Here is a 13,362-nt window from a genome sequence, read left to right on the forward strand (position 1 = left end):
GTATTCAGTGCTTGCGCGGGGCCAGGTAGCCCAGCCAGCGACGCTCGGCCATCTTGAACAGCTTCACCAGGATGAAGGTCAGGCACAGGTAGAACACGCCGGCGGTGATGTACGCCTCGAACGGCAGGTAGAACTGGGCGTTGACCGTGCGCGCGGCACCGGTGATGTCGATCAGGGTCACGATGGACGCCAGACTGGTGGTCTGCAGCATCATGATCACTTCGTTGCTGTACTGCGGCAGCGCGCGGCGCAGGGCCGACGGCAGCAGGATGCGCTTGTACATCTTGACCCGCGACATGCCCATGGCCTTGGCCGCTTCGATCTCGCCGTTCGGCGTGGCGCGCAGGCTGCCGGCGATGATTTCGGCGGTGTAGGCGCTGGTGTTGATCGCGAACGCCAGGCACGCACAGAACGTTGCGCTGGACAGCCACGGCCAGAGGAAGCTTTCACGCACGGCTTCGAACTGCGCCAGACCGTAGTAGATCAAGAACAGCTGCACCAGCATCGGCGTACCGCGGATCACGTAGGTGAAGAGCCAGGCCGACATGTTGACGACCGCGTTCTTCGAGACGCGCATCAGGCCCAGCGGCAAGGCGCACAGCAAGCCGAAGAACAGCGACAGCGCGAGCAGTTTGAGGGTGGTCACCAGGCCGCCGAGGTACAGCGGCATGGCCTCCCAAATGACGTTGTAGTCGAAGATCATAGATCAGCCGCCCTTACGCCTACCGAGTAGCGCTTCTCAAGGTGACGCAATGCCAGCAACGACACACTGGTGATCACCAGGTACATCGCGGCTACTGCGAGGAAGAAGGTGAAAGGCTCGCGGGTGGCATCGGCCGCCTGCTTGGCCTTGAACATCATGTCTTGCAGACCCACCACCGAAATCAGCGCGGTAGCCTTGGTCAATACCAGCCAGTTGTTGGTGAAACCCGGAATCGCCAGGCGAATCATCTGCGGCACCAACACCCGGAAAAACACTTGGAAACTGCTCATGCCGTAAGCCATGCCGGCTTCAGCCTGGCCTTTAGGGATCGCCATGAAGGCGCCACGGAAAGTTTCCGACAGGTACGCACCGAAGATGAAACCCAGGGTGCCGATACCGGCCGCCAACGGGTTCAGGTCGATGTAATCGTCAAAGCCGAGCAGCGGTGCGACGCGGTTGAGCAGGTCCTGGCCGCCGTAGAAAATCAGCAGGATCAGCACCAGGTCGGGAATACCACGGATCACCGTGGAATACAGGTCGCCCAGCCAAGCCAGCCAGCGCACCGGCGACAGACGCAGTGCCACGCCGATCAGGCCCAGAACGATGGCCATGGCCATGGACGACAAGGCGAGCTGAAGCGTCAGCCAAGCGCCATCGAGGATGACAGCCCCGTAGCCTTTCAACATGATTCAGGTCCTCGAAAGTAGGATGAAAAAATGGCGCAAACCTCAGAGATCCTGTTGCTTGCGCCATTTCGGACTTGTCGCTGGGACGTATTACTTGCCGTAGATATCGAAGGCGAAGTACTTGTCCTGGATTTGCTTGTACTTGCCGTTCTCGCGAATGGCAGTGATCGCGGTGTTGATCTTGTCTTTCAGCGCGTCACCCTTACGCACCGCGATGCCTACGCCGTCGCCGAAGTATTTGACGTCGGTGAACGCAGGGCCGACAAAGGCGAAACCTTTACCGGCGTCGGTTTTCAGGAAACCGTCATCCAGAAGCGTAGCGTCTGCCACGGTGCCGTCGAGGCGGCCGGCGGCCACGTCGAGGTAAATTTCGTTCTGCGAACCGTAAGGCTTGATCTCGGCACCCAGCGGGGCCAGGACTTCGCGGGCGAAACGCTCGTGGATCGAACCACGCTGCACGCCGATGTTCTTGCCCTTGAGCTCGGTCAGGCCTTCGCTGACCTGAGTGCCGGCCTTCATGACCAGGCGAGCCGGGGTGTTGTAGTACTTGTTGGTGAAGTCCACGGACTTCTTGCGATCTTCAGTGATCGACATGGACGACAGGATCGCGTCGATCTTGCGCACCTTGAGAGCAGGGATCAGGCCGTCGAACTCTTGCTCGACCCAAACGCACTTGACCTTCATTTCTTCACACAGCGCGTTGCCGATGTCGTAGTCGAAACCAACGATGCTGCCGTCCGGCGCTTTGGAAGCGAACGGAGGGTAAGCCGCCTCGATACCGATTTTCAGAGGTTTTTCATCGGCGAAGGTTGGCATGGACAGCACGGACAGTGCCAGGGCGCCAAGCAGCACGAGTTTCTTCATCTTGGGACTCCATCGGTAAAGGGCAAAAACGGCAGAGTGAGCAACAGCCCAATATGCGAGTGAGTGGAACCGGAAAGCAGTGCTGCGTCCTACATTGCGCGTGCGAAATTTCAACACGAGCAACGACGAGCGAGTGATCGGCATTCTAACGACAGGCCCGAGGCCGATATTTCTTCAATGCGACAACTAATTACAGAAGCACTGAGAAAGCCGTTTTAGCGCGTTGACAGCCCTGCGAAATCATGCAAGAGCAAAAGACATTGAACCGATCTGTGTTGCAAATTGCGGGCCTATTATTGGCAAACCCTTCTAATCCGGCAAGCGCAGCGTGGGGTCTTATTTTTCAGGGGTGCTTTTTAAACGCCGATGTGGGGCTTGGCGTTTCCCAATACCCCGTGTTGAAGCGATGCGGTTACACATTCAGTAACCTGAAAGAACGCAGGTAACAGTAGGAAAATGCCGACAGAGGAAACCGATATTTATTGGTAGATGTTGCTTCGACGCATGGCAGATCGCATTCGCGAGCAAGCCCGCTCCCACAGGTTTTGCGGTGTGGTTCAGATCGCATATACACCGAAAATCCCTGTGGGAGCGGGCTTGCCCGCGAAGAGGCCAGCCCAGCCAACACAAAAACCTCAGGCAAAAAAAAGCCCTGCCAGGCTCAACACCTGACAGGGCTTTCAGTGACTCACAACCGCCGCTTACGCGACATTCATCGTCTTGTGCGTATCAATCAAATGCTGCACCACACTCGGATCAGCCAGGGTGGAAATATCGCCCAACCCATCGTACTCAGCCGTAGCAATCTTGCGCAGAATCCGGCGCATGATCTTGCCCGAGCGAGTCTTCGGCAGCCCCGGCGCCCACTGGATGACATCCGGCGAGGCAATCGGACCGATCTCCTTGCGCACCCAGTTTTTCAGCTCCAGGCGCAGTTGCTCGTTCGGCTCTTCACCGTTTTTAAGGGTGACATAGACATAGATGCCCTGCCCCTTGATGTCGTGCGGCACACCAACCACCGCCGCTTCGGCGACTTTCGGGTGCGCGACCATCGCGCTTTCGATCTCGGCGGTGCCCATGCGGTGGCCGGACACGTTGAGCACGTCGTCCACGCGACCGGTGATCCAGTAGTAACCATCGGCATCGCGACGAGCGCCGTCACCGGTGAAGTACATGCCACGGAAGGTCTTGAAGTAGGTATCGACGAAGCGGTCATGGTCGCCAAACAGCGTACGCGCCTGACCTGGCCACGAGTCGAGAATCACCAGGTTACCCTCGGCCTCGCCTTCGACGATGTTGCCCAGGTTGTCCACCAGTGCCGGCACCACGCCGAAGAACGGACGCGCCGCAGAGCCTGGCTTGAGCGCATGAGCACCCGGTAGCGGGCTCATCATGTTGCCGCCGGTTTCGGTCTGCCACCAGGTGTCGACGATCGGGCAACGGGACTTGCCGACATTCTTGTAGTACCAGTCCCAGGCTTCCGGGTTGATCGGCTCACCCACCGAACCCAACAGACGCAGGCTGCTGCCATCAGCACCTTCAACGGCGGCGGTGCCCGAGGCCATCATGGCGCGGATCGCAGTCGGTGCGGTGTAGAGGATGTTGACCTTGTGCTTGTCGACGATCTTCGCCACCCGGGTGATGTCCGGGTAGTTCGGCACGCCTTCGAACAGCAGCGTGGTCGCGCCGTTGGCCAGCGGGCCGTAGACGATGTAACTGTGGCCGGTGACCCAGCCGACGTCGGCGGTGCACCAGTAGATTTCACCCGGACGGTAGTCGAACACGCGCTCGTGGGTCATGGCTGCATACAGCAGGTAACCGCCGGTGGTGTGCTGCACGCCCTTCGGCTTGCCGGTGGAGCCAGAGGTATAAAGGATGAACAGCGCTTCTTCGGCGCCCATCTCTTTCGGCGCGCAAACGGTGCCGGCCACTTTCATCAGGTCCTCGAACCAGATGTCGCGATGCTGGTTCCACTTAATATCGCCACCAGTGCGCTTGCACACGATGACTTTCTGGATGCTGCTGGTTTCCGGGTTGGTCAGCGCGTCGTCGACGTTGGCCTTGAGCGGGATCTTCTTGCCGGCACGAATACCTTCGTCAGCGGTGATCACCACCTTGGATTTGCAGTCGATGATGCGACCGGCCAAGGCTTCCGGCGAGAACCCGCCGAACACCACCGAGTGAATCGCGCCGATCCGGGTACAGGCCAGCATGGCGACCACGGCTTCGGGGATCATCGGCATATAGATAGTCACCACGTCGCCGCGGTGCACATCCTGGCCACGCAGGGCGTTGGCGAACTTGCACACTTGCTCGTGCAGTTCGCGGTAAGTGATGTTGCGGCTTTCGGCAGGGTCATCCCCTTCCCAGATGATCGCGACCTGATCGCCGCGCTCGGCCAGATGACGGTCGAGGCAGTTGTAGGAAACGTTCAGGGTGCCATCGGCGAACCATTTGATGTCGACATGGTGATCGTCGAAAGAAGTCTGCTTCACCGTGGTGAAAGGCTTGATCCAGTCGAGGCGCTTGGCTTGCTCGCGCCAGAAGCCGTCCGGGTTGACGACCGACTGCTGGTACATGGCCTTGTAGGTCGCCTCGTCGGTCAGCGTGTTAGCCAGAACCTCGGGACGAACGGGATACAGGGAAGCCGCACTCATCTTTCTTACCTCGGTGGAATAGTTGTTTTTGTATGACCACGTTTTAGCGGGGCCGGGCCTATAGAACCATTCGACGATGGTAGTAACAAGCCCCTACAAATTGTCGTGAAAACCCCCTACTAAACATCGCACGACACCTGTAGGAGCGAGCCCGCTCGCGATGGTCGCCAACGATAACGCGCCCAACCTGACACCCCGCAGTGCTCTCCGGCTCATCGCGAGCAAGCTCGCTCCTACAACGTTATTCGGGGATTGTTACAGGATCTGTCAAAAGTGTTTATCAAAACCACGGCTATATGGACGAGGCGCGTCCACCTAAAATCAGCCACGCCAACAAGGCAACCTGATTAACCCAGTTGCAGCCCCCACGAAGGCAGTTAATCAACCCCCCTGGTACTGAAGTTCCACACGCAATCTCAAAAGGATTGCGTGCCCCCTTTCGACCTCTAAAAGGTAAATCCGAAATGAAAGCTTTATTAGTTCTGGCCCTCAGCAGTCTGTGCGCAACCGCCATGGCAAACGAGGTCCCGACTGATGTTGCCCAGCAAAAACCGCCCATCGAGGAATACACCTACTCCACCCACCTGGACATCGCCAAAGTGATCTCCATGAGCGAAGCCCCGAACGTGTGTGAAGTTGTGCCGATGAAAATGGAATACGAAGATTCCCACGGCCAACGACATATCCTGCGCTACAGCATGATGGGCAATGGCTGCTCCAACGGCTGATCTCCCGCTTCACCCTCCCCCATAAGGTTCGACCCACCCGCCGCGATCAGGCAGATGAAGCGCCGAACCTTAATGATCGATTAAGTCGATTGCTTTAAGCATTTATTTGCGCTTTTTAATCGAAATAGTCGGCGTAGTATCAACTGCAACCCAAGACAAACAACGCTTACGAAACTGGAGCAACGACCATGAAAACCCAACTGATCCTCGCCCTGACCCTCTCCGTCCTGGCTGCCAACACCTTCGCCGCCGATGGTTACGACCGCACCGGCTCTGCCGTTTACACCAGCGAAGCGGCTGTCGCTTCCGACGGTTACGACCACACCGGTTCGGCGTCCTTCGCCGCCGATGGTGCTGATCACGTTGGCGCAAGCAAGCTAGCCTCCGACGGCGCTGACCACACTGGCGCTGCCCGCCTCGCTGCCGATGGTGCAGACCACATTGGCGCAGGCAAACTGGCCTCCGACGGCGCTGACCACACCGGCGCCGCCCGCCTCGCCGCCGATGGCGCTGATCACGTCGGTGCCGCTCGCCTGAGCTGATCCACCAGCGTGACTTCACAGCCCGACTTCGGTCGGGCTTAGTTGTGTCTGGAGCCTGAGAAAACCCCACCGAAACACAAGATGTAGTGAAAAAAGCCTTTTTTGGTTATTTCTTGAGCAAAAATAATCCGGGTCAAAAAATTAAGAAAAAAAATCTTTCCCCGCCAACATCGTTCAAAGCCCTATAAACCCTCACTCCGACCGAAAAACGGCCCCCGTCGACCGATCCGTGAGCCATTTCGCCGCCCCACAGCACGCAAAACTTCCCTATAATGCGGCCTTAAACGGGACTGCAATATTCCCTTACAGGAACGAAAAGCCAGTCTGAAGCCCCGCACAAGCGATCAACGCTTGCTGCGCCCATCAGTGGCTCTCGGAACCCCGTACAAAATTCTGTTTGATGCCTGCGTATAGCTGCTGCAAAAAACGATTCCTTTAGATCCAACGCGGCCAGTAAGGCCGTGTGAAAAACTGACCTATCCATTTTCACACGGGCACACTGGCCCTCACGCAGGAGACGACACGTCATGCTGAGCTGGGACGAATTCGACAAAGAAGACACGGAAGTAGCAGTCAAGAGCGCCAACGCTGGCCACGCCACCGAAGCCAACATGGACCGTCTCGACAGCGCCGGCGGTGCCGCCGCCCTGGAAGCCCGTGCCGTGACCGCCGCTGACTCCGCCGCCGTTGCCCGCGCCAAAGCCGCCCTGGACTCCCTCGACGTCGCCGAAGGCCTCGCCGAACTCGAAGGCGCCTCCGCCCGTGTCGCCGTTGACGAAAAGCGCATGATCAACTGCCGCGCCGACCTCAACCAACTCGTACCCTTCAAGTACGACTGGGCCTGGCAGAAGTACCTGGACGGCTGCGCAAACCACTGGATGCCGCAAGAAGTCAACATGACCGCCGACATCGCCCTCTGGAAAGACCCGGAAGGCCTGACCGACGACGAGCGCCGCATCGTGATGCGCAACCTCGGCTTCTTCTCCACCGCCGACTCCCTGGTTGCCAACAACCTGGTCCTGGCCGTGTACCGCCTGATCACCAACCCGGAATGCCGCCAGTACATCCTGCGCCAAGCCTTCGAAGAGGCGATCCACACCCACGCCTACCAGTACTGCATCGAATCGCTGGCCATGGATGAAGGCGAAATCTTCAACATGTACCACGAGATCCCGTCGGTCGCGAAAAAAGCCACCTGGGGCCTGAAATACACCCGCTCGATCTCCGATCCGAAGTTCGAAACCGGCACCGTCGAAACCGACAAAGAACTACTGCGCAACCTGATCGCCTACTACTGCGTCCTGGAAGGCATCTTCTTCTACTGCGGCTTCACCCAGATCCTCTCCATGGGCCGCCGCAACAAAATGACCGGCGTCGCCGAGCAGTTCCAGTACATCCTGCGCGACGAATCCATGCACCTGAACTTCGGCATCGACGTGATCAACCAGATCAAAATCGAAAACCCGCATTTGTGGGATGCCGAGATGAAGGAAGAAGCTTCGCAGATGATTCTGCAAGGCACTCAGCTGGAGATCGAATACGCGCGTGACACCATGCCTCGCGGCGTGTTGGGCATGAACGCGGCGATGATGGAGGACTACCTGAAGTTCATCGCTAACCGTCGCCTGTCGCAGATCGGTCTTAAAGAAGAGTATCCAGGGACGACTAACCCGTTCCCTTGGATGAGCGAGATCATGGACTTGAAGAAAGAGAAGAACTTCTTTGAGACTCGGGTTATTGAGTATCAGACTGGTGGGGCTTTGAGCTGGGATTGATTCCCGGAACTAGCCACGATTTGCCGGTCATGATCTGAATCGGCAGATTGGAAAAATCAAAAAGCCCTGACTTGTTCAGGGCTTTTTATTGGGAAAAAAAGCTAATTCGCCCCCTTCGACTCTTTTTTAAATACATCTATTAAATCTCTGATGATTCAATCTACCAGCGGCAAATGCCACTGGCGGATAGAATTTCTCTTTTACTGGACAGGGGTCCAACCGGCGTAGCGACGGTAATCACCACCCGCAGTGGAAGGAATGAGAATGCAATGCAGCTGATTCTGAGCATCAAATCCAATCAGAATGTTGTCTCCTTCCTGCGCTTGGTCCATCACTGGGTTGCCCTGAAAATAGAGCCTGTGTTCTGAGCGGGTGGGATGCCTTTCTCTGGAGTCGTACCAAGTAACTCCTGCCCGATAGCTTGCGTCCTCCCCTCGTACAGAGAAAAAGGCTTGGAACTCTGCTCGGTCTTCACCGAACACCTTTTCTAACTCTACTACCCCATTGAATTCATGCTGGTGCGAGCGCTCGGGGTGAGCTTCCACCGCTGAAAGCGTTTTGATACATGCTGGTTTAAGGACAACAGGTCTAGAAGACATTCCTCTTTCCTTCGTTAGCCGCGACCGCTATAAATTCCAGAAGCCTCGTGCAGAGAACGCCTCACGGGCCTGGGCCAACACCAATATGGAGACCTGCTTGATGCTTTTCAACTCCGGCGGCCATGTATTACCTGAAGTTACTGTTAAATATCCCAGTTACTGGATAAAAATACATCTATTTGCGTCGAGCGCCGTCTTACGGCAGATATTTTCGACCAAATGCGGGTAGGTGATACCCGCGATTTTATTGCGCGCTTTAGAAGCATGAGTGCTCAGTGCGGTGTCGGTGCGAGACTCTAGTGCTCCCTTGTTTCGCTCACTAAAGATAGGCCTTGGCCTTCTTGAGATTAACGAAGGCCAAAATACAGCCAATCAGAAATTATGACCTTTCATAAGAGCAATAAAACTCTCAAGCTCCATTAACCAATCTCTTTGTGAACCAGAATATGTCGCTTGTATTTTTTTGGGCACTACAAGCTGCAAGCCATGAGATTGCATTTCTATGGTCTGACTTTCACTAATAGCGGCTTCCATCGTAACCAAGTGTTTTTCAGCAATTCTGTGAGCCTCGCTTAAAACCTGACGCCAACGATCCTTACACGTCGTCTTCGCCCCTAGCATAAATAACTTCTCTGTTGGAAAGTCAGAGTCGCGGTACTCAGCAAAGCCCGGAAATATGAAATCAGGCCTTGAGTTATTTTCAGTTGTTAAACCTTTACCTCGCCCCTGTTGAAATCGCAGACCGTGCAATCGGAAAATTTCATCCAGATGACCTTCAAATGCGTGTCCCACCCTGGATTTCCGACGATTTTGCACGCTCAAAGAGAAACTGATGAACTCATCTACATCATCACCCTCCTCGCCAAACCCGGTGCGAAGTCGCTGCTGAACCAAATGCCGCTCGTAAATACGAAAAAGCTTTTCTTCATGCTCCATCCAGTCAAGGATGGTCTGATCGGGACAATGTAGAGGATCGACCATTTCCTCAATAGATTTTCTCGCATAAACCGAGAATGCTGATGTCGTTGGAAAAGCTTTTCCTCCAAACAAATGAACGAGTTGTTCAAGCCAAACATTATCACCCGTTTCAATTGGACTTACTTCAATCCCCAAGTCTTCCAGCATTAACCGTAACGGTAAAAGCAACTGCACAGAATCCAGCGTTCCTGAGGTGAAGCTTTCGCCTACGTGATCCAGACCAAACAGAAGCCGCAATTGGCTCTCAACCGTGCTACCTGCTGGTGTGAATATCATCAGCAATGAACCGTCGCGCATCTTCGCTACCAGAAGGAAATCCCCCTCTTCGAGCAACTCGGTTACTGCATTCGTATTGTAATAGAGACGAAACTCAGCGCTTCGATGAGGCTGCTTTCGCCGACAGTCGTACCAAGTGACCATCCCTTCGCTGATATCGGGTGCAACTGATTCATCCGTGAAATAAATTTGCTTGGCCTTGAATCGATACTCCTCATTCTTCGCAGGAGTACCTAGGTACTGCTTGAATCCTGCTGCAGGAAGGCCGCCTATTTCGTGTTGATGAGAACGACCGGGATCTGCATCCACTGCGCTCAAATATTTGGCAGCTACACCTTCGAAGTAATCACTGATGCGGTCGCTGAACATGCGTTTTCGTCTATCTGTAAATGTTCATTACCGTTTATCAGCCACTCCGCTATGAGGTCAATCAATAAAAGGGATTTCTCTCGTTTCATTGACCTTACCGCACACTCCCAAACGACAAGCACCCTCCACCCTTGTTCCAGCAGCGAGGCCTCCTGAGATCTATCCCTGATCTGATTTTTACCTATTTTCTCTAGCCAAAAATCAGGTCGTGTCTGGGGGATTTTGAAGTATCGACAGGTGTGTCCATGCCAAAAGCAGCCGTGTACAAACACTACTGCCTTGTATTTTGGTAAGACCAAATCAGGTTTACCAGGGAGATGTTTGACATGTAAGCGGTAGCGAAACCCGCGCGCATGCAAAGCTTTTCGGATCGAAATCTCTGGATTGGTATTTTTACCCTGAATGCCAGACATCATTCGGGAGCGTGTTGCGACATCCACGACATCGACCAAATTTCACCTCCATGCAATCGATAGCTCAACTCCTTTGTATACCTTTGGAGTCCGCATACTCAAGGTTCGCTTTGAGCTATCTGATGCATTCAGAAATGGTGTCGACGCACTAGAGCACTAACACTCCAGACTTACTGCAGAAATGCATTTCTTCACTCAGGAAGGGCAAACTCCAACTGCGGTCTTTCTTCGTCTGCAGTTTTTTCTTTCGCAGCCAAAATTCGATCCTTCATCAACCGAGCCACAGCTTCAAATACCGGAACGGCCACTGAGTTACCAAACTGACGATACGCTTGGGTATCGGATACAGGAATCACAAATTTGCTCTCCCCCGGCTTGTCGAACCCCATCAGCCGTGAGCATTCATGCGGAGTCAACCGGCGCGGACGATTGAGCTGATTCAGTTCACTATTGAAGTCCAAGCTATCCACAAACCCGCGATCAACGAGGATTTCCGAACCATCCTTGTGATATCTGGCGGAAAGCGTACGAGCCACATCGTTTGGACGAGTCAGACCAAAACCAAAGCCATTGCCCTTCTCGCGGTGCTTCTCGGCATACCGGTAGAGATAGTCCCAAAGCTTCGGCGTGAGGATGTATTTATCGTCCACTTCTTTATCAAGCAGATCACCAAAGCTAGGTCGCTGCTTGGGTATCAGTTTGCTGATGTCACGCAGTGTGAAACCTTGGTGAACATTGAGGTCACGACGGAACCCTACCAGCACGATTCGCTCACGATGCTGGGGCACAAAGTGCTTAGCATCGATGACCTTGGGGTCTGAGCCCTTCGGCGCATTTACATCTGCAACCTCATAGCCCAACTCATCCAGCGCTTCGCAAATGATCCGGAACGTATTCCCTTTATCGTGGCTTTTCAGGTTCTTCACGTTTTCAAGCAGGAATGCGGCTGGCCGTTTCGCAGCGATAATCCGTGCCACGTCGAAAAACAGGGTGCCTTGAGTCTCACATTCGAAACCGTGCTTGCGCCCCAAGGAGTTTTTCTTGGATACGCCTGCCAGGGAAAATGGCTGACACGGAAAACCTGCCAACAGGACATCATGATCAGGAATTTCGCGACGAATGTTCTGATAAGCATCTTCGTCACTGATTTCGGGTATGTCTGAAAGCGTGACCGAGCGAATATCCAAATTGAAGCGATGGCGAACCGGATCACAGAAGTGGTTAGCCTTGTAGGTTTTAACGGCGTACTTGTTCCATTCGGATGTGAACAGGCACTCTCCCCCGATGGCTTCAAAACCTTTTCTGATCCCACCGATACCGGCGAAAAGATCGATGAAGGTGAAGGACGGTTTGTGGTTCAAGCGCTTGGGCAACAAAGCTTCCAGGCGGGTGAATTCAATGTGGGAAAGCTTTGGGGAAGCCTTGCCTTTAACCCAACGATTGATGGTTTCACGACACCACTGAGAAGGGCTGACATCGTTGAGAATTTCAGCGAGCTGCCCCTGATCGTAGATCTCCAGCAGCTTGTGAAGCAGTGCAAGATCAGTCACAGGGTGGGTATCCGGTTCATGGGTGTCCGAAGTCGTTTCGCTCAAGGATTCAAAAGATGGTGTTTCAAAAAGATTCATGAGCCCGAAATTCCTCTGGGTCAAAGCTGTGACGAATGGTCACCATTCTAGCCCAGTAAACCTCAAAGTAAATGAAGTTTCTTGGGATCCGTGACATCAGGCTTAGCAACACGGACTCGGGCCAAGGTAAAAATTAACGGCGACCAGATACTGGATATAAACACAGCATAATTTACTCTATGCCGTTGTCCAGATTTCGTTTTGTTTCCTGGAGGGAAGGAAAAGTCGCTGGTTGACGGTTAACCCTGATCCACCTACCCTCGACTCCGAGCCTAAGAAACTCTACAACCAGAGCGGTCCTCCGCACCCGACAGTCATGCGGCTTTTTTTCGTCTGCGGTTTCTCTACGCCTGCGAGAAAATCCCCGTTATGTCGGGAGTGGGCGAATACAAGACCCGAAAGGGGAATATGTCCGGCCCGTCTCTGGTGGGTTTCTTAGCTCCCGACACCCTTAACGAATGCCCTAAGAAAGCAGCCAGAGGTAATGGAAATGCCTGACTATCTTACCTTCACGACGAAGGTGCATCGCCGTACCCACAGATCCAACCACACGCTTCCGTTCCAGGAGGCCCGTCATGCCTGAATCACTCAAACCCACCCTCTTCATTCGTCACAACGTCCACCTGCATGCCCTTCTTTTGGAGAACCAGGCTTGGTTCTGCGCGCATGATCTCGGGCGACTGATGGGCAAACACCTTGATGAGCGCATGACGCGCAAGCTCGATGCGGACCAAAGGCTGATGATGCTCGTTGAGCTCTATGGCGCCGCTAAAGAGCGTTTGATGGTGAGCGAGTCAGGTGTGTATGCGCTTTTGATTTATCACTACAGCCCTGAATATCGATTGCTGCGTGAGTGGCTGACGCATCAGGTTGTGCCCGCGCTTCGTGATGCACGGCCATCACGGACGGTCGAGCGTCCCCTGTTGAGCATGCTGGATTGGCCGAAGATGTCGCTCTGCATGCTGCATTGGCAGGATGAGCCGTGGATTCGACTGCGGGATATGCCGTGTGTGTTGACGGAGAATCCTTTCAACCAGCATGAATCCTGGTGGCGTAAGGCTTCACGGTTGATGCGCGGATTCTGAATGCTCAAATTCATCAAACGATCCGCTCCTTGAGTTTTCAAGCAGCGGATTTTTCTGTG

General features: G+C 54.5%; 12 protein-coding genes. 4 read left to right on the forward strand and 8 right to left on the reverse strand.

The window, feature by feature from the left end:
* Positions 1-4: 4 nt before the first annotated feature.
* The 4 genes from AC3IT9_RS22465 to acs form a co-directional block, all read right to left on the reverse strand.
* Positions 5-703: an ABC transporter permease gene (locus AC3IT9_RS22465; protein WP_150756319.1), complete on the reverse strand. Its 699-nt coding sequence runs from the start codon at positions 701-703 to the stop codon at positions 5-7.
* Complete coding sequence (locus AC3IT9_RS22470) at positions 700-1,389, reverse strand: ABC transporter permease (RefSeq protein ID WP_150726078.1); 690 nt, start codon at positions 1,387-1,389, stop codon at positions 700-702. The genes AC3IT9_RS22465 and AC3IT9_RS22470 overlap by 4 nt, the downstream gene beginning before the upstream one ends.
* 90 nt (positions 1,390-1,479) lie before the next feature.
* A complete protein-coding gene (locus AC3IT9_RS22475) occupies positions 1,480-2,253 on the reverse strand; it encodes an ABC transporter substrate-binding protein (protein ID WP_150756318.1) in 774 nt (257 codons plus the stop codon).
* A gap of 701 nt (positions 2,254-2,954) precedes the next feature.
* Entirely contained in the window at positions 2,955-4,910 is a 1,956-nt protein-coding gene (gene acs / locus AC3IT9_RS22480; protein WP_090457340.1) for an acetate--CoA ligase, read from the reverse strand.
* A 464-nt stretch (positions 4,911-5,374) separates the two neighbouring features.
* Between acs and AC3IT9_RS22485 the strand changes: the two genes are divergently transcribed.
* The 3 genes from AC3IT9_RS22485 to AC3IT9_RS22495 all read left to right on the forward strand — a co-directional run bounded on the left by AC3IT9_RS22485 (position 5,375) and on the right by AC3IT9_RS22495 (position 7,955).
* On the forward strand, positions 5,375-5,638 hold the full coding sequence (locus AC3IT9_RS22485; RefSeq protein ID WP_353741468.1) for a DUF2790 domain-containing protein: 264 nt from the start codon (positions 5,375-5,377) through the stop codon (positions 5,636-5,638).
* A gap of 188 nt (positions 5,639-5,826) precedes the next feature.
* On the forward strand, positions 5,827-6,180 hold the full coding sequence (locus tag AC3IT9_RS22490) for a hypothetical protein (RefSeq protein ID WP_489271056.1): 354 nt from the start codon (positions 5,827-5,829) through the stop codon (positions 6,178-6,180).
* 527 nt (positions 6,181-6,707) lie between these two features.
* The gene (locus AC3IT9_RS22495) at positions 6,708-7,955 is read left to right on the forward strand and encodes a ribonucleotide-diphosphate reductase subunit beta (RefSeq protein ID WP_160389719.1); all 1,248 of its coding nucleotides are present in this window, start codon (positions 6,708-6,710) and stop codon (positions 7,953-7,955) included.
* A 200-nt stretch (positions 7,956-8,155) separates the two neighbouring features.
* On the opposite strand, the gene AC3IT9_RS22500 is transcribed toward AC3IT9_RS22495, so the two are convergent.
* From AC3IT9_RS22500 to dcm, 4 genes are all read right to left on the reverse strand, one after another.
* The gene (locus AC3IT9_RS22500) at positions 8,156-8,554 is read right to left on the reverse strand and encodes a hypothetical protein (protein WP_489271058.1); all 399 of its coding nucleotides are present in this window, start codon (positions 8,552-8,554) and stop codon (positions 8,156-8,158) included.
* A 372-nt stretch (positions 8,555-8,926) separates the two neighbouring features.
* Positions 8,927-10,177, reverse strand: coding sequence for a type II restriction endonuclease (locus AC3IT9_RS22505; protein ID WP_489271059.1), 1,251 nt, complete (start codon positions 10,175-10,177; stop codon positions 8,927-8,929).
* Positions 10,138-10,629, reverse strand: a complete 492-nt coding sequence (locus tag AC3IT9_RS22510) for a very short patch repair endonuclease (protein WP_489271060.1) — start codon at positions 10,627-10,629, stop codon at positions 10,138-10,140. The genes AC3IT9_RS22505 and AC3IT9_RS22510 overlap by 40 nt, the downstream gene beginning before the upstream one ends.
* 152 nt (positions 10,630-10,781) lie before the next feature.
* Entirely contained in the window at positions 10,782-12,218 is a 1,437-nt protein-coding gene (dcm, locus tag AC3IT9_RS22515) for a DNA (cytosine-5-)-methyltransferase (protein WP_489271062.1), read from the reverse strand.
* Between the two features lie 575 nt (positions 12,219-12,793).
* Here dcm and AC3IT9_RS22520 point away from each other — a divergent pair.
* Positions 12,794-13,303, forward strand: coding sequence for a BRO-N domain-containing protein (locus AC3IT9_RS22520; RefSeq protein ID WP_489271063.1), 510 nt, complete (start codon positions 12,794-12,796; stop codon positions 13,301-13,303).
* Positions 13,304-13,362: the final 59 nt, after the last annotated feature.

Source organism: Pseudomonas sp. KH_046_1 (genome assembly GCF_057839025.1).